Raw genomic sequence first — 19038 nt, 5'->3', positions numbered from 1 at the left:
GGGCCCGAGCCCCGCGTGCCGCCGGCGGCGATCAGTGACCCCCGTCTCGTAGCTTCCGCCGAACAGGGGCGTGGCGCTGGCCTGCACAAACCGCCAGTACAATCTGGACACGTGACTTCTGCGCCCGCCAAGCCCCGCATCCCGAACGTCCTCGCCGGACGCTACGCCTCCGCCGAGCTCGCCACGCTCTGGTCCCCCGAGCAGAAGGTGAAGCTGGAGCGGCAGCTCTGGCTCGCCGTGCTGCGCGCCCAGAAGGACCTCGGCATCGAGGTGCCGGACGCGGCGATCGCCGACTACGAGCGCGTCCTCGACACCGTCGACCTGGCCTCCATCGCCGAGCGCGAGAAGGTCACCCGGCACGACGTGAAGGCACGGATCGAGGAGTTCAACGACCTCGCCGGGCACGAGCACGTACACAAGGGCATGACCTCCCGTGACCTCACCGAGAACGTGGAGCAGCTCCAGATCCGCCTCTCGCTGGAGCTGACGCGCGACCGTACGGTGGCCGTGCTGGCGCGCCTCGGCAAGCTGGCCGGCGAGTACGCCGAGCTGGTCATGGCCGGCCGCTCGCACAACGTGGCCGCGCAGGCCACGACCCTGGGCAAGCGCTTCGCGACGGCGGCCGACGAACTGCTCGTGGCCTACGGCCGCGTCGAGGAGCTGCTCGGCCGCTACCCGCTGCGCGGCATCAAGGGCCCGGTCGGCACCGCGCAGGACATGCTGGACCTGCTGGGCGGCGACGCGGCCAAGCTCGCCGAGCTGGAGAACCGGATCGCCGGACACCTGGGCTTCGCGCAGGCGTTCACCTCGGTCGGCCAGGTCTACCCGCGCTCCCTGGACTACGAGGTCGTCACCGCGCTGGTGCAGCTGGCGGCGGCGCCGTCCTCGCTGGCGAAGACGATCCGGCTGATGGCGGGGAACGAACTGGTCACCGAGGGCTTCAAGCCGGGCCAGGTCGGCTCCTCGGCGATGCCGCACAAGATGAACACCCGCTCCTGCGAGCGCGTCAACGGCCTCATGGTCGTCCTGCGCGGCTACGCCTCGATGACCGGCGAGCTGGCGGGCGACCAGTGGAACGAGGGCGACGTGTCCTGCTCGGTGGTGCGCCGGGTCGCGCTGCCTGACGCGTTCTTCGCGCTCGACGGTCTGCTGGAGACCTTCCTGACGGTCCTCGACGAGTTCGGCGCCTTCCCGGCGGTCATCGCGCGTGAGCTGGACCGCTACCTGCCGTTCCTCGCCACCACCAAGGTGCTCATGGGCGCCGTGCGGGCCGGGGTCGGCCGCGAGGTCGCGCACGAGGCGATCAAGGAGAACGCCGTCGCCACTGCGCTCGCGATGCGTGAGCAGGGCGCCGAGCGCAACGACCTGCTCGACAAGCTCGCCGCCGACGAGCGCCTGCCGCTCGACCGGGAGCAGCTGGCGGCGCTGATGGCCGACAAGCTGTCCTTCACCGGTGCCGCCGCCGACCAGGTCGGCGTCCTCGTCGGCCGGATCGAGGAGATCGCCAAGCAGCACCCGGAGGCGGCCGGATACACCCCCGGGGCGATCCTCTGACCCGCTTCAGCCGTGCGGAACTGGAGGCCGCCCGCGACCGTCTCGTACCGGACGTCGTCGCGGACGGCCTCCGGGTGCTCTTCTGCGGCATCAACCCGGGACTGCTGACGGCGGCGACCGGTCATCACTTCGCCCGCCCCGGCAACCGTTTCTGGCCGGTGCTGCACCTGTCCGGCTTCACGCCGAGGCTGTTGAAGCCGGCGGAGCAGCGGGAGCTGCTGTCGTACGGGCTGGGCATCACGAACGTGGTGGCGCGGGCGACCGCGCGCGCCGACGAGCTGGGCAACGACGAGTACGTCGAGGGCGGCCGGCTGCTCACCGAGAAGGTGGCACGGCTCGGGCCGCGGTGGCTGGCGGTGGTCGGGGTGACCGCGTACCGGGCGGCCTTCGGGGAGCGCACGGCTCACGTGGGGCCGCAGGAGCGGACGTTCGGGGAGACCCGGGTGTGGGTGCTGCCCAATCCGAGCGGGCTGAACGCGCACTGGACGGCGCAGACGATGGCCGAGGAGTTCGCCCGGCTGAGGGCGGCCGCACAGGGCTGAGCGGGTCCGGCGAAGACCGGTGCGGTTCGGCGGCGCCCTGCCGGGGGCGCGGGGCTGTACGCGTGTGCGGCTCCGCCGCGTGGGCGCGACCGGCCGCAACGGACCGGTGGACACCGGACGGCACATCACGGCACTTCCCGCGGTGCGCTCGGCGGCGGCCCGGGCGGTCACGGCGGCGGTGTCACCGTGACCGTGGCCAGGAGCCGTATCTCGTCGGTGTCGTCCCGGTCGGCGACGCCGAGGGCGATCCAGCGGCCGGTCCCCGGCGGCTCCCACACGTCCAGCTCGTCGGTGAGCAGGCTGAGGGTGGCCCAGGGCTCCGGTATCTCCTCGCCCCGGGCCACGCGCAGCCGCACCGTCTGCTGGCCCCAGGGGTGCTGCCGGCCCCAGCGGTCGTGCAGCCGCTGCGCCAGTGCCTCCCGGTACGCATGGAAGTCCGCGGCGGTCCGCTCCCGGATCTGGGCGTCGTCCGCGCGTGTCCCGTGGCTGGTCGCTAACTCCACCGTCCGATGGCCGGCCTCCGGGAACTCCCCCGCGCACAGCGCCTCGACGGCGGTCAGGAACTTCACGATGTCCATGTGATCCAGTAAACCGGGCGGCACTGACAATTGGCGGGCCGTCAGGCGTCCCGGCGGTGCAGGGTCCACGCGCCCGCGAGCAGCGCGGCCGCCGCCCACAGCGCGGTCACCGCGAGCCCGCTCCACGGGCCGAGGGCGCCGTCCCAGGTGCTGTGCAGGGCCACTTGACCGGCCCGGTCGGGGAGATAGTCGGCGACGCCGCCCGACAGGTCCCCGACGACGAAGGACACGATCAGCACGAACGGGATCAGGACGGACAGGGTCGCTACGCCGCTGCGCAGCACGGCCGCGAGTCCGGCGGCGAACAGGGCCATCAGGGTCAGCTGGAGGCCGCAGCCGACGGCGCCGCGCAGGCCTGCCGTCCACGTCGGCCCGTCGGCGCCGCGGACCGCCTTGCCGACCAGCAGCGTGACCAGTCCGGTGAGGAGGCCGACGGGCAGGGCGGACAGGGCGATCGCTGCGGCCTTGGCGGCGAACCACCGCCGCCGGTCCGGCACCGCAGAGAGCGCCAGCCGCAGCGCGCCGCCCCGGAACTCCGCCGAGACGGCCGTCGCACCGAAGGCGATCGCGGCGATCTGGCCGAGGCTCACGCCGAAGAACACCGCGTACAGCGGGTCGGGGTCGGCGCCTGACGCGGCCGCGACGGCCGAGAACGCGGTCGTGGCGAGGAGGATCCCGGCCAGGCCCCCGAGCAGCGAGGGCAGGGTCCGGATCTTGATCCACTCGGCGTGCAGCACGGGTGCGAACGGCATGGTCAGGCCTCCTGGGACTGTGCGGTGAACTCGGCCTCGGCCGCGGTCAGATCGAGATAGGCCTCTTCCAAGGTGGCCTCCCGCGCGGCGAGTTCCAGGACGGGGACGCCCGCCTCGGCCATGATCCGGCCGAGGTCGTCCACGCGCGCGTGCCGCACGGTCCGGGCTCCGTCCGCGTCCCGGGAGGTGTCGAGGCCGTGCCGGGCGAGCAGATCGTCCAGCGCGGCGGGGTCGGTGGTGCGGATCCGGACGTGGGGCCGTACGCGCGCGTGGATGAAGTCCTGGACGGGTGTGTCGGCCAGCAGCCGGCCCCGGCCGAGGATCACGAGGTGGTCGGCGAAGGCGGCGGTCTCGCCCATCAGATGGCTGGAGACCAGCACCGTACGGCCCTGCCCGGCGAGGCGGCGCAGCAGCGTACGGATCCAGACGATGCCCTCGGGGTCGAGGCCGTTGGCCGGCTCGTCGAGCAGGATCACCTCGGGATCGCCGAGCAGGGCTGCGGCGATGCCGAGACGCTGGCGCATGCCGAGGGAGTACGTCCGCACCCGGCGCCGCGCCACCGCGGCCAGCCCGGTCTCCTCCAGAACGGCGTCGACCCGGCGGTCCGGGATCCGGTTGCTCGCGGCGAGGGCGCGCAGGTGGTCGCGGGCGGTGCGGGAGCCGTGCGCGGCGCGCGCGTCGAGCAACGCGCCGACCGTGCGCAGGGGTTCGCCGAACCCGGCGTAGGCCCGGCCGCCGATCGTGGCGGTGCCGGAGGTGGGCCGGTCGAGGCCGAGGACGAGGCGCATGGTGGTGGACTTGCCGGCGCCGTTGGGGCCGAGGAATCCGGTGACGCGGCCGGGGCGCACGCTGAAGGTGAGTCCGTCCACGGCCCGTCGTCCGCCGTACTCCTTGGTGAGGTCGTGTACGTCGATGCTGGTCATGCCACCAGCCTTGCCGTGCGAGGGCGTCGGGGCCTCCCCCGCCGGTGGAGAGCGTCTCCCCCGTGCGGGGGAGGTCCGTTGTCAGTGCCGGCTGCGACGATGGGCGTCGTGGTCATGCCCCGCTTCCTGCGCCCGCTGCTGCGCGGGACGACGTACACGCGCCTGCTGCACCAGTGGGTGCCCATGCTGATCCAGAGCATGTGGATGTTCATCGACATGTCGAAGCCCTGGGTCCCGGGCGCGATGCTCGTCCTGGTGGGCCTCGTGCCCGCCGTGCGCAGGGGCGAGGGGGTGCAGGCGCGGCTGTTGCTGACGCCCGGCGAACAGGAGCCGGGCATCTCCGAGGCGCCGTCCACGACATGGCGGGACCGGACGCGCACGGTGGTGTGGCTGGAACTGCGCTGGATCCTCGGCTGGATCAGCATGTTCGCCACCGTGTGGCTGCTCGTCATCGCGTTCGAGCTGGCTCGGGCCGCGTGGGGGCGGGCGCCGTCCGGGCTTCCCGTGCTGGGCCAACTGCCGCAGCACCGCGCCTGGGCACTGCTGACGCCGCTCCCGCTGCTCGTCCTGTACGGCGTGGTGGTGGGCCTCGGCATGCTGATCACGGTCTGTGCGCGCCGGCTGCTGGGGCCGTCGGCGGCGGAGCGGCTGGCCGCGCTGGAGGAGCGCACCGAGCAGCTGCTCGAACGCACGCGGATCGCACGGGAGTTGCACGACTCGATCGGGCACGCCCTGACGGTGGCGGTGGTGCAGGCCGGTGCGGCGCGCGCGGCGGGCGATCCGGAGTTCACCGAGCGCGCGCTGGACGCCATCGAGGAGACCGGCCGGGCCGCCCTGGAGGACCTGGAGCGGGTGCTGGGCATTCTGCGCGAGAGCGAGCGGCCGGTGAGCGCCCGGCCCACGCTCGCCGACGCGGGCCGGCTGCTGGAGTCGGCGCGGGCCTCGGGTGCGAAGGTCGACGCCGAGGTGACCGGTCCGGTCGCGGCCCTGCCGGGGCCGGTCTCCCGGGAGGGCTACCGCATCCTCCAGGAGTCGCTCACCAACGTGCTGCGGCACGCCGGTTCCGTGCCGGTGCGGGTCCGCGTCGCGGTCACGGACGGCCGGCTCGCCCTGGAGGTCCGCAACCCGCTGCCGGCCCCGATACCCGGCCCGGGCCGGGGCAGCGGCCTGCGCGGCATACGCGAGCGGGCCGCCCTGCTCGGCGGCAGCGCCCGCACGGGTCCGCACGAGGGCGACTGGCAGGTGCGGGCGGAGCTGCCACTCGGCTGATCCGGAACGGTCGCTCCGCTCAACTGATCTAGTCTGGCCGAATGCCGGTCACCGTACTCCTCGTCGACGACGAACCCCTGGTCCGCGCGGGTCTGCGGGCCGTGCTGGAGGCGCAGCCCGACATCGAGGTGGTGGGCGAGGCGGCCGACGGCGCCGCGGTCATCCCGCTGGTGCGGCAACTGCGGCCCGACGTGGTCGCGATGGACGTCCGCATGCCCCTGCTGGACGGCATCGAGGCCACGCGCGCGGTGCTGCGCACGGTGGCCGGGCCGCCGAAGATCCTCGTGGTGACCACCTTCGAGGACGACGCGTACGTGTACGAGGCGCTGCGCGCGGGCGCCGACGGGTTTCTGCTGAAGCGGGCCCGGCCGGCCGAGATCGTGCACGCCGTACGGCTGGTCGCGGAGGGCGAGTCGCTGCTCTTCCCGGCCTCCGTACGGCGCCTGGCCGCCCGGTACGGCGACGGCGAGCGCCCGGCGCGGGCCGCGCTGGAGCGGGCCCGGCTGACGGAGCGGGAGGAGGAGGTGCTGCGGCTGATGGCGCGCGGGCTGTCGAACGCGGAGATCGCCGCACGGCTGGTGGTGGGCACGGAGACGGTGAAGTCGCATGTGAGCGCCGTCCTGGCGAAGCTCGGCGCGCGCGACCGCACCCAGGCGGTGATCGCGGCCTACGAGTCGGGGTTCGTGGCACCGCGCTGAGCCGCACCGACGGCCCCCGGATGCGGAACGCGCCACTCGCCGCAGGCGCGTCCGGCCGAGTACCATCCGCCCCAATACCCCCGCGAGCTGGAAGGACGGACGGTGACGCAGCTGACCGGCGGCGATCCCTCGCTGCTGCGAAGGATCAATTCCGCGGTGGTGCTGCACGCGCTGCGCGGCACGGACTGTGCGACGCTCACCGAGATCACCCGCTTCACCGGACTGTCCCGGCCGACCGTCGAGGGCGTCGTCGAAGGGCTCATCGAGGGCGGGCTCGTCGTGGAGACGGCCGCCGACGAGGGCGGCGCGCGCCGTCAGGGCCGGCCCGCGCGCCGGTTCCGGTTCCGGGCCGAGGCGGGGCATCTGCTGGGCCTGGAGATCGAGCCGCACCGGGTCGCCGCGCTGCTGTCCGACCTGGACGGGCGGGTGCTGGGCGCACAGGCCAGGGAGGTCGACGAGACGGCCTCGGCGGACGAGCGTCTGGACCGGCTGCGCGGCGTGGTCGCCGAACTGCTGCGCCGGGCCGGGGTCGCGCGCGGCTCGCTGCGGGCGGTCGGCGTGGGCACGCCGGGGATCGTGGCGGCCGACGGCACGGTACGGCTGGGCACGGCGCTGCCGCAGTGGACCGGGCTGAACCTGGGCGAGCGGCTGAGCCGGTCCTTCAAGTGCCCGGTGCTGGTGGAGAACGACGCCAACGCGGCGGCCGTCGCCGAGCACTGGAAGGGTGTGGCGACCGAGTCCGACGACATGGTGTTCGTGCTGGCGGGGCTGAGTCCGGGCGCGGGTTCGCTGATCGGCGGGCGGCTGCACCGGGGGTACGGCGGGGCGGCCGGGGAGATCGGGGCGCTGCATCTGCTGGGGCGGGAGGCGACGCCGGAGGCGCTGCTGTCCACCACCGACGAGCCGCTGCATCCGCTGGACGAACAGGCGGTCGCCGAGGTGTTCGCGCTGGCGCGCAAGGGCGACCAGCGGGCGCGGGCGGCCGTCGACCGCTTCATCCAGCGGCTCGTGCACGATGTCGCCGCGCTGGTGCTCGCGCTCGATCCCGAGCTGGTCGTGATCGGCGGCTGGGCGGCCGGTCTGGACGGCGTCCTGGAACCGCTGCGCCGTGAACTGGCGCGGTACTGCCTGCGGCCGCCTCAGGTGGCGTTGTCGTCGTTGGGTGAGGCTGCCGTGTCCACCGGGGCGTTGCGGTTGGCCCTGGACCATGTCGAGGCGCAACTGTTCGCCGTGGACGGCTCGGTGACGGCCCGTCGGTGAGCGATGCGCCGTGACGGCGCGGGTCGTCGCACGACTGCCGCGCCGTCACGGAAGGGCTCAGGAGGCCTGGCGCTCCGGATCGTGGTGTATCTCCACGCCCGTCGAGTCGCCGAAGGTCAGCCGGCAGGTGTCGGCCCGGTAGGTCGCGACGGACAGCGCGGCCGTGCGGCCCTCGGCGGCGAAGCGGGTCGTGACGACGAGGACCGGTGAGCCGGGGAGGCGGTCGAGGTCCTTCGCGTCGTCCGCACGGGCCGAGCCCAGTTCGACGGAGCGGTCCTGGCCCTCCAGGGTCAGGTGCTGGAGCTCGCGCAGCACCGCACGCGCGCGTGCCGGTCCGGACGGGGCGTCGATCGCGGTGAGGCCGGGCACCGAGGCCGCCGGGACGTAGAGCAGGTCGGTGGCGACACGCTGGCCCTGGGACATCCGGGACCGGCGCACGACGTGCACGGGCTCGCCGGCGCCGCTCTCCAGGGCCGCGGCGACGGCGGCGGGCGGGGTCGTCTGCTCGCAGTCGACGGGCTGCCAGGCGTCCCCGGCGGCGCCCGGCCAGGCGTGCTGCTCGGTGCCGACGGCCACGCCGACGCGCGGCGGCGCCACGGTCGTACCGACACCGCGGCGGCGCTGGAGGCGGCCCTCCAGCTCCAGCTGTTCGAGCGCCTGGCGGAGCGTGGCGCGGGCCACGCCGAAGCGGGCGGCGAGGTCGCGCTCGTTGGGCAGGATCTCACCGACCGAGAACTCGGAGTCCAGTGCCTCGCTCAGCACCGTCCTGAGATGCCAGTACTTCGGTTCCGGCACCGATTCCAGCTGCGTGGTCCCCACCCTGTCCTCCGCGAGAGCCGTGGTCCGGCGGTTTTTAGCGCCCTTGTTTATTAAAGGTTGTTGCACTTGTCTGCGACCATAGGGCGGCCGTCACCCTTGGTCAAGACCAATCCTCGATCCCTTGGGCAACCCACGGACGCGCCGCCGTACAGCGTTCACGAGGCGTTCGCACGCGCGCGGGGGTGTGACATCGCGGCAAAGCCCCCGTCGTACGGCGGGGGCTTCGCGGGGCGGGAGGGTGCCCGGGTCAGACGGTGGCGAGGTGCCGCAGCTTGTCGGGGTTGCGGACGATGTACACGGTCGTGACGCGGCCGTCCGCGATCTCCAGCTGGAAGAGGCTGTCGGGCCGGCCGCCGTCCAGGAGCAGGACGGCCGGGCCGCCGTTGGCCTCCACGAAGCGGTACGACATGGTCTCCCAGGCGCCCGGTACGACGGCGGCCAGGAAGCGGCCGACCTTGTCGGCGCTGTGCACGATCCGCGAGGGCGCCTTGGCCTTGCCGCCGCTGTCGCCGACCAGGCGGACGTCGGGGGCGAGCAGGGACATGAGCGCGTCCAGGTCGCCGTCGGACGCGGCGTCGAGGAAGCGCTCGGTCACCGCGCGGCGCTGGACGGGATCGACCTCGTAGCGCGGCCGGCGTTCGTCGACGTGCCGTCGGGCCCGCCCGGCGAGCTGCCGTACCGCCGCCTCGCCGCGGTCGAGCAGCGCGGCGATCTCGGCGAACGGGTAGCCGAACGCCTCCCGGAGCACGAAGACGGCCCGCTCCAGCGGGGACAGCGATTCCAGGACGACCAGCACGGCGAAGGAGACGCTGTCGGCGAGCAGGACGCGGTCCGCCGCGTCCGGGGCCGGGTCGCCGAACTCGCCGACGTACGGCTCCGGCAGCCACGGTCCGACGTACGACTCGCCGCGCGCCTGCACCTGGCGCAGCCGGTCGATGGCCAGGCGGGTGGTGATGCGCACCAGATAGGCGCCCGGTTCGCGGACCTCCGTGCGGTCGGCGCGGGACCAGCGCAGCCAGGCGTCCTGGACCACGTCCTCGGCGTCGGCGACGCGGCCGAGCATGCGGTAGGCGACCCCCATGAGCAGGGGCCGGTGTTCTTCGAAGACGTCGGTGAAGACATCGGTCTCGGTGTCGGAGCTCACCCCCGCATCCCATCCGACCCGCGCCGGGCGTGTCCAGTTCCGCGTCCCGCGCCTTCGTCCCGCGCGCTTCGTCCGCGCCCCGAGACGGACCGGGCGGAATCGGCCCGTCCGCCCAGGATCCGGATCACAATGACCGCGGACCGCCGGGGGTCGGCGGCCGGTGACCGGGAGGTGGCCGATGCGGTACGGGGTACTGGGCACGGGCGAGGTGGGCCGCACGCTGGCCGGCAAGCTGGTGGAGCTGGGGCACGAGGTGACCCTCGGGTCGCGTGCCAAGGACAATCCGGTGGCGCTGGAGTGGGCCGCGGGCAAGGGGGACCGGGCCCGCGCGGGCACGTTCGCGGAGGCGGCCGCGGCGGCCGAGGTGGTGGTCAACGCCGTGGGCGGCCCGGTGGCGCTCGACGCGCTGCGCGCGGCCGGCGCGGAGCATCTCGACGGCAAGGTGCTGGTGGACGTCTGCAACCCGCTGGCGTTCGTGGACGGCGAGGCGCGGCTGGACCCGGTGGAGTCGGACAGCGTGGCCGAGCGGATCCAGCGGGCCTTCCCGCACGCGCGCGTGGTGAAGACGCTGAACACGATCAACGCCCAGGTGATGGTGGACCCGGACCGGGTGCCGGGTGCGCACAACCTCTTCGTGAGCGGTGACGACGCCGGGGCCAAGGAACAGGTGACGGCGCTGCTCGGGGAGCTGGGCTGGCCGGCGGAGCGGGTGGTGGACCTGGGCGGGCTCCGCACCGCGCGGGCGACGGAGATGTACCTGCTGCTGTGGTTCACCATGTACCGCAACTCCGGCAGCGCGGACTTCAACATCGAGGTGCGCCGGGCGGACTGACCGACCGTGGCCGTTCCGGGGGCTACCGACGGGTAGCAGTTGCTGACAAACTGTCTATGACGTTCGTCAGCAGCCAGACGAGGAGCATCCCATGTCCGCCACCGTCTCCTTCCCGGTCCCCGGTCCGCACGGCCCGAAGGACGTGACCGTGTCCTACACGCGCGTGGGCCGCGGCGAGCCGCTGGTCCTGCTGCACGGCATCGGCCACCACCGGCAGGCCTGGGACCCGGTGGTGGACATCCTCGCCACCGAGCGGGAGGTGATCGCCGTCGACCTGCCCGGCTTCGGCGCCTCGCCGAGCCTGCCGGACGGCCTCGACTACACCCTGCCCGACACCAACGCCGTACTCGGCGCCCTGTTCGAGGCCCTGGAGCTGGACCGTCCGCACGTGGCGGGCAACTCGCTCGGCGGCCTGCTCGCCCTGGAGCTGGGCCGCGAGAAGCTCGTGCGGTCCGTCACGGCCCTGTCCCCCGCCGGATTCTGGTCCGAGGCCGAGCGCCGCTACGCCTTCACGACCCTGCTCGCGATGCGGGCGGTCGCCCGGCGGATGCCGCTGCCCCTGGTGGAGCGCCTGTCGCGGACGGCGGCCGGGCGTACGGCGCTGACGAGCACGATCTATGCCCGTCCCGCGCGCCGCGCGCCCGAGGCCGTGGTGGCCGAGACGCTCGCGATCGTGGAGGCCACGGGTTTCGACGCGACGCTGCGGGCGGGCCGGGCGGTGCGGTTCACCGACGAACTGGCGGGCCTGCCGGTCACGGTGGGCTGGGGCACCCGGGACCGCATCCTCGTGCGCCGGCAGGGCGTGCGCGCCAAGCGCATGATCCCGCACGCGCGTCTGGTGCGGCTGCCCGGCTGCGGCCACGTCCCGATGAACGACGATCCGGCGCTCGTCGCGCGCGTCGTCCTGGACGGCAGCCGCTGACCCGGATCCGGGTACCGGCGCGCCCGAACCCGCCGCCCTCGGCCGGTTGTTCACTTCGGGTTCGCGTGCGCGCCGCGACGCCCGCGTAGGTGTGGCTGTGCACACTGGCCGGATCCTGCCCCTGGAGGCACAGCCATGTCCCACCGTCCGTTCCCCGGTCGCCGCAGCGTGTTGCGCGGCTCGCTCGCCGCGTCGGCGGCCCTGACCCTGCCCGTCGGCCTCGGCGCGGCCCCGGCGTTCGCCCGCTCCGGGCGCCCGCAGGCGAGCTGGGGGGTGCAGGCGGGCGACGTGACCGCGAACTCCGGCCTGGTGTGGGTGCGTTCGGACCGGCCCGCCCGGATGATCGTGGAGACCGCGGCCACCGAGTCGTTCCGCGATCCGCGCCGATGGCAGGGCCCGCTGCTCGGCTCCGGCACCGACTTCACCGGCACCACCCGGCTGCACGGCCTGCCCGCGGGCGAGCAGGTCCACTACCGCGTGCTGCTCGCCGATCCCGACGACCCGCGCCGCACGGGCGAACCGGTGACCGGGACCTTCCGCACGGCGCCCGCCGAGCGGCGCCGCGGCGTGAAGTTCGTCTGGTCGGGCGACCTCGCCGGACAGGGCTGGGGCATCAACGAGTCCATCGGCGGCTACCGCATCTTCGACGCCATGGCGCGGACGGACCCCGACTTCTTCCTGTGCAGCGGCGACAACATCTACGCCGACGGCCCCATCGCGGCGAGCGCGCCGCTGCCCGACGGCAGCGTGTACCGCAGCCTCACCACCGAGGAGAAGTCGCACGTCGCGACCACCCTGGCCGACTACCGGGGCAACTTCCGCTACAACCTGCTGGACCAGGCGCTGCGCCGGTTCAACGCCCAGGTGCCGAACATCATCCAGTGGGACGACCACGAGGTGCGCAACAACTGGTACCCCGGCGAGGTCATCGGCACCAACACCCCCTACCCGGCCGGCACCCGGCTCGACGACCTGGCGCTGCGCTCGCGGCAGGCGTTCTCCGAGTACTTCCCGATCTCCACGATCAGCGGCCGCCCCGACGGCCGCATCTACCGCGTCGTGCACCACGGCCCGCTGCTGGACGTGTTCGTGCTCGACATGCGCACCTACCGCAACGCCAACTCCCCCGACGACCAGACCACGGACCCGGTCGGCATCCTCGGCCGCGAGCAGCTGGAGTGGCTCAAGCGGGAGCTGGCGAAGTCCCGCGCGGTGTGGAAGGTGATCGCCAACGACATGCCGCTCGGGCTGGTCGTGCCGGACCCGGTCGAGGGCAGGCCGAACTTCGAGGCGGTCGCGCAGGGCGACCCGGGCGCGCCGCTGGGCCGCGAGCTGCAGATCGCCGAGCTGCTGCGGTTCATCAAGCACCGGCGGATCACCGGCACGGTGTGGCTGACGGCCGACGTGCACCACACGTCCGCCCAGCACTACGACCCCGCGCGGGCCGCGTTCAAGGACTTCGAGCCGTTCTGGGAGTTCGTCTCCGGCCCGCTCAACGCGGGCGCGTTCCCGGCCAACGCCCTCGACGGCACGTTCGGCCCGGACCGGGTGTTCGTCAAGGCGCCGACGACCGCGAACGTGTCACCGGCCGAGGGCTACCAGTTCTTCGGCGAGGTGGACATCGACGGCGAAAGCGGCGAACTGACGGTCCGGCTGCGGGAGTACGACGGCACCGTGCTGTTCACGCGGACGCTCCAGCCGGGCCGGGTCGGCCAGTAGCCGACGGCGGGTACGCTTCCTCTCACACCGTGCCGCGCTACGGCGTCATCCCCCGGAGCGCGGCAGGGTCCCGCCGCACCCGGGCCCCGGTCGGGGGCGCGGGGTCGTAAAAATCTGGACAATTGGCGCGGAGCATACTTTACCCATCGGTCACAAAGCGTTCGTGATCACGCAACACCCTTCCTTCACAGTGGGTGTATGACTCCAGAGATGTCCGATGTGACCCGCACGAAGCACGGACGCCCCGTGCACCACTGGCGCCGCGACGTCGTCGAACTCGCCGCCCTGTTCACCGCCGTCGCGGTCGCCGACGGGGTGGCGAACCTGATCGGGCACGGCCCCGGCGGCCCCGCCCTGCTGGTGATCTCGGCGGTGCTGCTCGCCGCGACGGCCGGTTTCCACACCTGGTGGGCACGGCGCCACGGCCACGCACCGCCGGCCGACGATACCGGCGCCCGGCCCACCGCCGGGACACGGTCGGCCGGGTCCGCCGAGCAGCCCGGCACGGCGGCGGGCGAGACGGCCGGCGCCGCCGCGCTGTGGCGGATGCGGACGACCGTGCAGGACGAGCCGGGCTCGCTGGCGGCCCTGTGCACGGCGCTCGCCGGACAGCGCGTCGACATCCTCAGCCTCCAGACGCACCCCTTGGCCGACGGCACCGTGGACGAGTTCCTGCTGCGGGCGCCGGGCACCCTGGAGGCGGCCGCGATCACCCGGGCCGTCGCGCTGGCCGGGGGCGTGTCCACCTGGATCGAGCGGGCCGACGCCCACGACCTGGTCGACGCCCCCACCCGGGTGCTCGGCCTCGCCGCGCGCACCGCACTGGACGCCGCCGAACTGCCGCTGGCGCTGCGGCAGTTGCTGGGCCGCTGCACCATCCGTTCGCTGCCCGGCAAGCCGGTCGGCGGGGGCCGTGGGCCGCAGCCGGTGCCGGTCGAGGGCGTGCTGGAGGACACCGTGATGCGGCTGCGCGCGCCCGAGGGCGGGGTGCTCACGGTGGAGCGGCCGTATCTGCCGTTCACACCGACCGAGTTCGCGCGGGCCCGGGCGCTGGTGGAACTGGACAACCGGCTCGGCCCGCGCATCCCGCGCGGCGAGTACGTGCTGACGCTGCCCGCGGGCGACGACATCACCGTCCGCCGCGCCGACACCGGTGACGTGGCGGCGGCCAGGGCGATGCACGAGCGGTGCTCGCCGCGCACCCTCGGCCTGCGCTACCACGGCCCGGTCGGCGACGCCGACCGCTATCTGAACCACCTGCTCAGCCCGCGCTTCGGGCGCACCCTGGCCGCGCAGACCGCCGCCGGCCGCATCGTCGGCCTCGGCCATCTGCTGTGGGACGGCGACGAGACCGAGGTCGCGCTGCTGGTCGAGGACGACTGGCAGCAGCGCGGCATCGGCGCCGAACTGCTCGGCCGGCTGGTCGCCATGGCCGAGGACGCCGGCTGCGCGAGCGTGTACGCCGTGACGCAGGCGTCCAACACCGGCATGGTCGCCGCGATGCGCGGCCTCGGCCTTCCCCTGGACTACCAGATCGAGGAGGGCACCCTGGTGATCACGGCCCGGCTGGACGCGACCCGGGCGGTCGGCGCCCGCGACGCCCGTACGGCGCACACCCGGCTCACCTGACTCCGCCGCGCCCGCGCTCAGCCACGACGGAGGTGCCCGGCGGTGACGGACTCACCGGCACCGACCGCGGTCTCCGGCGTGGCACCCAGCGCCTGGTCCAGATCCGCCCACAGGTCGTCCGGATCCTCCAGGCCCACCGACAGCCGCAGCAGCCGGTCGCTCACCCCCGCCCCGCGCCGGTCGTCGGCGTCGACGATGCGGTGGCTGATGGACGCGGGGTGCTGGATGAGCGTGTCGACGCTGCCCAGGCTGACCGCCGGGGTGACGAGCCGGACCCGGGAGATGACCTCGTGCGGGTCGCCGTACACCTCGAAGGCGATCATCGCGCCGCCGAGGCGCGGGTAGTGGACGCGGGCCACGCGCGGGTCGGTGGTGAGGCGGCGGACCAGTTCGGCGGCGTTCGCGGAGGCGGCCCGCACGCGCACCGGGAGCGTGGACAGCCCCCGGAGCAGGAGGTAGCCCGCGAGGGGATGCAGGACGCCGCCGGTGGCGAACCGTATCTGCCGCAGCCTGCCCGCGAACTCCTCGTCGCAGGCCACCACTCCGGCCAGCACGTCCCCGTGGCCGCCGAGGTACTTGGTGGCGCTGTGCAGCACCAGCCGGGCGCCCTGCTCGGCCGGGCGTTGCAGGACGGGCGTGGCGAAGGTGTTGTCGGCGAGCAGCGGGACCGAGCCGCAGGCGTGGGCGACGGCGCGCAGGTCGAGTTCGGCGAGGGTCGGGTTGGCCGGGGACTCGACCAGCACCAGACCGGTGTCCGGGCGCAGCGCGGCGGTGATCCCGGCCGGGTCGGTCCAGGTGACCTCCGTACCGAGGAGCCCGGCGGTCAGCAGATGGTCGCTGCAGCCGTACAGCGGCCGTACGGCGACGACGTGCCGCAGGCCCATGGCGGAGCGTGCGAGGAGGACGGCGCTGAGCGCGGCCATGCCGCTGGCGAAGGCGACCGCGGACTCGGTGCCCTCCAGGCGGGCCAGCGCGGTCTCGAAGCGGGCGACCGTCGGATTGCCGAGCCGGCCGTAGACGGGCGGCCCGGCCGGGTCGGCGCCGTCGGTCGCGAACGCGTCGATGCGGGCGGCCTCGGCGCGGCTGTCGTACGACGGGTAGGTGGTGGACAGGTCGATCGGCGGGGCGTGCAGACCCTGGCGGGCGAGGTCGTCGCGGCCGGCGTGCACGGCCTCGGTGGCAAGGGCTCTCGATGCGGTGCGTACGCCGTCGTAGGCACCGGTGCTCGCTGTGTCCATGACCGGAAGGGTGAACATTGAACGGTTTCCGCGGATCGAACACCGTGCTACGTTCGGCCAATGGCCGAATCTGTCGTACTGGATCCGGTGGACCTCCATCTGCTGCGGCTCCTGCAGAACGACGCCCGGACCACCTACCGCGACCTCGCCGAGCAGGTGGGCGTCGCCCCGTCGACCTGCCTGGACCGGGTGACCCGGCTGCGCCGCTCGGGTGTGATCCTCGGTCATCGGCTGCGGCTGGATCCGGCCAAGCTGGGGCGCGGGCTCCAGGCGCTGCTGTCGGTGCAGGTACGGCCGCACCGGCGGGAGCTGGTGGGGCCCTTCGTGGAGCGGATCCGGGCGCTGCCGGAGGCCCGGACGGTGTTCCATCTGACCGGGCCGGACGACTATCTGGTGCTCGTGGCCGTCGCGGACATGGCCGATCTTCAGCGGCTGGTGCTCGACGAGTTCACCTCGCGGCGGGAAGTGGCCCGGGTGGAGACCCGGTTGATCTTCCAGCAGTGGGAGTGCGGGCCGCTGCTGCCGCCCGGCCAAGCCCACAGCTGAATCCCCCCGAACCCGGGTGACGCGGAGATCGCCGTCGTACGAGGATGGGCGGCATGTCTGAGACCAAGAGCCCGCTGCCCCGTCAGGTGGCCGACGCGTATGTGGACGACCTCATCGCCCTCGACCCGGTCACCGGTACCTATCTCGGTGTGAAGGAGAGTTCGACCCGGCTGCCCGACTACTCCCCAGCCGGTCAGGAGGCTCTCGCCCGGCTGTCGCGGGCGACGCTCGCCCGGCTCGACGAGGCGGAGCGCCGGCCCGGCGCGGACAGTGACGTGGAGCGCCGCTGCGCGCGGCTGCTGCGGGAGCGGCTGACCGCCGAACTCGCGGTCCACGAGGCGGACGAACACCTGCGCGCGGTCGGCAACATGCACACCCCCGGCCACGCGGTGCGGGACGTGTTCACGGTGACCCCTCAGCAGACGGAGGAGGACTGGGCGGCGATCGCCGAGCGGCTGCGCGCGGTGCCCGGGGCGCTCGCGGGCTACCGGGAGTCGATCGAGCTGGGCCTGGACCGCAAGCTGTTCGCGGCCCCCCGGCCGACGGCGACGTACATCGGGCAGCTGACCGAGTGGACGGACACCGACGGCTCGGGCCGCGGCTGGTTCGAGGACTTCGCCGCCGCCGGGCCGGACGCGCTGCGCGCCGAGCTGGACGAGGCGGCCCGCGCCGCGACCGCCGCCCTGACGGAGCTGCGGGACTGGCTGCGGGACGTGTACGCCCCGGCGATCGAGGGCACCCCGGACACCGTGGGCCGCGAGCGCTACGCCCGCTGGTCCCGCTACTTCAACGGCACCGACCTGGACCTCGACGAGGCGTACGGGTACGGCTGGGCGGAGTTCCACCGGCTGCTCGGCGAGATGAGGCGGGAGGCGGAGAAGATCCTGCCCGGTGCCGGGACGCCGTGGGTGGCGCTCGCCCACCTGGACGAGCACGGCAGGCACATCGAGGGCGTCGAGGAGGTCCGGGAGTGGCTCCAGGGTCTCATGGACCAGGCCGTCGCGGACCTGGACGGCACCCACTTCGAACTCGCCGAGCGGGTGCGCCGGGTGGAGTCGCGCATCGCACCGCCCGGCGGTGCCGCGGCGCCGTACTACACGGCCCCGTCGGAGGACTTCTCGCGTCCGGGCCGCACCTGGCTGCCGACCATGGGCCAGACCCGCTTCCCGGTCTACGACCTCGTCTCGACCTGGTACCACGAGGGCGTGCCCGGCCATCACCTCCAGCTCGCGCAGTGGGCGCACGTGGCGGAGGACCTCTCCCGCTACCAGGCCACGGTCGGCGGGGTCAGCGCCAACGCGGAGGGCTGGGCGCTGTACGCGGAGCGGCTGATGGACGAACTGGGCTATCTGAAGGGCCCGGAGGAGCGGCTCGGCTACCTGGACGCGCAGATGATGCGCGCGGTCCGGGTGATCGTGGACATCGGCATGCACCTGGAGCTGGAGATTCCGGCGGACTCGCCGTTCCACCCCGGTGAGCGCTGGACGCCGGAGCTGGCGCAGGAGTTCTTCCGTGCGCACAGCAGCCGGCCGGCGGACTTCGTGGAGAGCGAGGTGACCCGGTACCTGACGATTCCGGGCCAGGCGATCGGCTACAAGCTCGGTGAGCGGGCGTGGCTGCTGGGCCGGGAGAAGGCGCGCGAGCGGCACGGCGACGCCTTCGACCTGAAGGCCTGGCACATGGCCGCGCTGTCGCAGGGTTCGCTGGGCCTGGACGACCTGGTGGACGAGCTCGCCCGGCTCTGACGGCCTTCTGCCCCAAGGGAGTTGGGCACAGGTGGCCCCCGGCGCCGTCGGCACCCGCGCCGGACCCGGTGTCCGCCGTCCGGCCCTCCCCCGGTGGCGGGCGGGGGCGGCGGACTGCTGGCTGGTGGCGGAAGCGATGACGCCGGCGGCGAGGAGGCGGGGTGCGTGGCGGGGAGCCAGGAGACGGGGGCGGCGGAGGCGCTGCGGACGCCGCGGGCCGCCGGGCTGGCCGGGGTCGTGTTCGCGCTGTTGCTGGCGACGGTCATCGTGCTCGTGCGCCTGGGCATCCCGCAAGGGGCGCACGTGGTCACCGCCCGGGGGTTCACCGACTCCGGGCGGCGCGCCGCGCTCCGGGCGGCCCTCGCGCTGGTGCCGTTCGCCGGGATCTTCTTCCTGTGGTTCATCGGTGCCGTACGGGCGCACGTCGGCACGGCGGAGGACAAGTTCCTCGCGACGGTCTTCCTGGGCAGCGGACTGGTCTTCACCGCCACACTGTTCGGCGTCGGCGCCGCCGCCGGTGCCGTGCTCGACGTCGCGCATCCGAGCGGCACGGCACCGCCGCCGGCCTCCTGGGACTTCGGGCGCCACTTCGCCTACCTCCTGCTGATGGAGTACGCCATGCGGATGGCGGCCGTCTTCGTGTGCTCGCTGTCGGTGCTCGGCCACCGCCTGGGCGTACTGCCCCGCCCGCTCACGCTGCTGGGCTTCGTCACCGCCGTGACCCTCCTCTTCGCCTCCTCGAACGTGCCCTGGGCGGAGCTGGTGTTCCCCGCGTGGTCGCTGGTGCTCAGCGGCTACATCCTGGTCGTGGGCGGTCGCGTCCGTTGACCCGGACGGTGGTGCCGACGAGCGGAGTGCGCGCGTGTCT

The 19038-nt window shown here is 73.8% G+C and carries 18 protein-coding genes; 12 read left to right on the top strand and 6 right to left on the bottom strand.

Going from position 1 to position 19038, the window contains the following annotated elements; translation table 11 throughout:
• The first annotated feature begins 111 nt into the window (after nt 1-111).
• Together purB and mug are read left to right on the top strand one after the other, a co-directional pair.
• Nucleotides 112-1554, top strand: coding sequence for an adenylosuccinate lyase (purB, locus tag ACFC8N_RS14880; protein ID WP_376288348.1), 1443 nt, complete (start codon nt 112-114; stop codon nt 1552-1554).
• Nucleotides 1551-2096 carry a G/U mismatch-specific DNA glycosylase gene (gene mug / locus ACFC8N_RS14875; RefSeq protein ID WP_356030130.1) on the top strand — a complete coding sequence of 182 codons (546 nt, stop codon included), beginning with the start codon at nt 1551-1553 and terminating at the stop codon, nt 2094-2096. Before purB ends, mug begins: the two co-directional genes overlap by 4 nt.
• A gap of 167 nt (nt 2097-2263) precedes the next feature.
• Here mug and ACFC8N_RS14870 read toward each other — a convergent pair whose 3' ends face one another.
• From ACFC8N_RS14870 to ACFC8N_RS14860, 3 genes are read right to left on the bottom strand one after another with little or no spacing between them, the layout of a single operon-like run.
• Nucleotides 2264-2674, bottom strand: coding sequence for a hypothetical protein (locus ACFC8N_RS14870; RefSeq protein WP_376288347.1), 411 nt, complete (start codon nt 2672-2674; stop codon nt 2264-2266).
• A gap of 41 nt (nt 2675-2715) precedes the next feature.
• Complete coding sequence (locus ACFC8N_RS14865; protein WP_376288346.1) at nt 2716-3426, bottom strand: ABC transporter permease; 711 nt, start codon at nt 3424-3426, stop codon at nt 2716-2718.
• A gap of 2 nt (nt 3427-3428) precedes the next feature.
• Complete coding sequence (locus tag ACFC8N_RS14860) at nt 3429-4349, bottom strand: ATP-binding cassette domain-containing protein (protein WP_356030091.1); 921 nt, start codon at nt 4347-4349, stop codon at nt 3429-3431.
• 114 nt (nt 4350-4463) lie between these two features.
• Here ACFC8N_RS14860 and ACFC8N_RS14855 point away from each other — a divergent pair, with 114 nt between their 5' ends.
• From ACFC8N_RS14855 to ACFC8N_RS14845, 3 genes are all read left to right on the top strand, one after another.
• Nucleotides 4464-5618: a histidine kinase gene (locus ACFC8N_RS14855; RefSeq protein ID WP_356030129.1), complete on the top strand. Its 1155-nt coding sequence runs from the start codon at nt 4464-4466 to the stop codon at nt 5616-5618.
• A 41-nt stretch (nt 5619-5659) separates the two neighbouring features.
• A complete protein-coding gene (locus tag ACFC8N_RS14850) occupies nt 5660-6316 on the top strand; it encodes a response regulator (RefSeq protein WP_376288345.1) in 657 nt (218 codons plus the stop codon).
• A gap of 102 nt (nt 6317-6418) precedes the next feature.
• Nucleotides 6419-7576, top strand: coding sequence for an ROK family transcriptional regulator (locus ACFC8N_RS14845; RefSeq protein WP_362821349.1), 1158 nt, complete (start codon nt 6419-6421; stop codon nt 7574-7576).
• A gap of 57 nt (nt 7577-7633) precedes the next feature.
• Here the strand turns inward: ACFC8N_RS14845 and ACFC8N_RS14840 are convergent, their stop codons facing one another.
• Both ACFC8N_RS14840 and ACFC8N_RS14835 read right to left on the bottom strand, forming a co-directional pair.
• On the bottom strand, nt 7634-8395 hold the full coding sequence (locus tag ACFC8N_RS14840; protein WP_356030087.1) for a GntR family transcriptional regulator: 762 nt from the start codon (nt 8393-8395) through the stop codon (nt 7634-7636).
• 247 nt (nt 8396-8642) lie between these two features.
• Nucleotides 8643-9539, bottom strand: a complete 897-nt coding sequence (locus ACFC8N_RS14835; protein ID WP_376288344.1) for an RNA polymerase sigma-70 factor — start codon at nt 9537-9539, stop codon at nt 8643-8645.
• 178 nt (nt 9540-9717) lie between these two features.
• Here ACFC8N_RS14835 and ACFC8N_RS14830 point away from each other — a divergent pair, with 178 nt between their 5' ends.
• The 4 genes from ACFC8N_RS14830 to ACFC8N_RS14815 all read left to right on the top strand — a co-directional run bounded on the left by ACFC8N_RS14830 (nt 9718) and on the right by ACFC8N_RS14815 (nt 14641).
• The gene (locus ACFC8N_RS14830; RefSeq protein WP_356030085.1) at nt 9718-10371 is read left to right on the top strand and encodes an NAD(P)-binding domain-containing protein; all 654 of its coding nucleotides are present in this window, start codon (nt 9718-9720) and stop codon (nt 10369-10371) included.
• A gap of 91 nt (nt 10372-10462) precedes the next feature.
• On the top strand, nt 10463-11293 hold the full coding sequence (locus tag ACFC8N_RS14825; protein ID WP_376288343.1) for an alpha/beta fold hydrolase: 831 nt from the start codon (nt 10463-10465) through the stop codon (nt 11291-11293).
• Nucleotides 11294-11428: 135 nt separating this feature from the next.
• The gene (locus ACFC8N_RS14820; RefSeq protein ID WP_356030083.1) at nt 11429-13012 is read left to right on the top strand and encodes an alkaline phosphatase D family protein; all 1584 of its coding nucleotides are present in this window, start codon (nt 11429-11431) and stop codon (nt 13010-13012) included.
• A gap of 210 nt (nt 13013-13222) precedes the next feature.
• Nucleotides 13223-14641 carry a GNAT family N-acetyltransferase gene (locus ACFC8N_RS14815; RefSeq protein ID WP_376288342.1) on the top strand — a complete coding sequence of 473 codons (1419 nt, stop codon included), beginning with the start codon at nt 13223-13225 and terminating at the stop codon, nt 14639-14641.
• Nucleotides 14642-14658: 17 nt separating this feature from the next.
• Here the strand turns inward: ACFC8N_RS14815 and ACFC8N_RS14810 are convergent, their stop codons facing one another.
• Complete coding sequence (locus ACFC8N_RS14810; RefSeq protein WP_356030080.1) at nt 14659-15879, bottom strand: PLP-dependent transferase; 1221 nt, start codon at nt 15877-15879, stop codon at nt 14659-14661.
• Between the two features lie 60 nt (nt 15880-15939).
• Here ACFC8N_RS14810 and ACFC8N_RS14805 point away from each other — a divergent pair, with 60 nt between their 5' ends.
• The 3 genes from ACFC8N_RS14805 (at nt 15940) to ACFC8N_RS14795 (ending at nt 18998) form a co-directional block, all read left to right on the top strand.
• Nucleotides 15940-16425, top strand: coding sequence for an Lrp/AsnC family transcriptional regulator (locus tag ACFC8N_RS14805; protein ID WP_356030079.1), 486 nt, complete (start codon nt 15940-15942; stop codon nt 16423-16425).
• Nucleotides 16426-16478: 53 nt separating this feature from the next.
• The gene (locus ACFC8N_RS14800; protein WP_376288341.1) at nt 16479-18170 is read left to right on the top strand and encodes a DUF885 domain-containing protein; all 1692 of its coding nucleotides are present in this window, start codon (nt 16479-16481) and stop codon (nt 18168-18170) included.
• 165 nt (nt 18171-18335) lie between these two features.
• Nucleotides 18336-18998, top strand: coding sequence for a hypothetical protein (locus ACFC8N_RS14795; RefSeq protein ID WP_376288340.1), 663 nt, complete (start codon nt 18336-18338; stop codon nt 18996-18998).
• Nucleotides 18999-19038: the final 40 nt, after the last annotated feature.

The organism is Streptomyces sp. NPDC055966, assembly GCF_042269865.1.
Classification (GTDB): domain Bacteria; phylum Actinomycetota; class Actinomycetes; order Streptomycetales; family Streptomycetaceae; genus Streptomyces.
The sequence above is the reverse complement of the archived record's forward strand: the minus strand, read 5'-3'. Positions and strand labels throughout refer to the sequence as shown.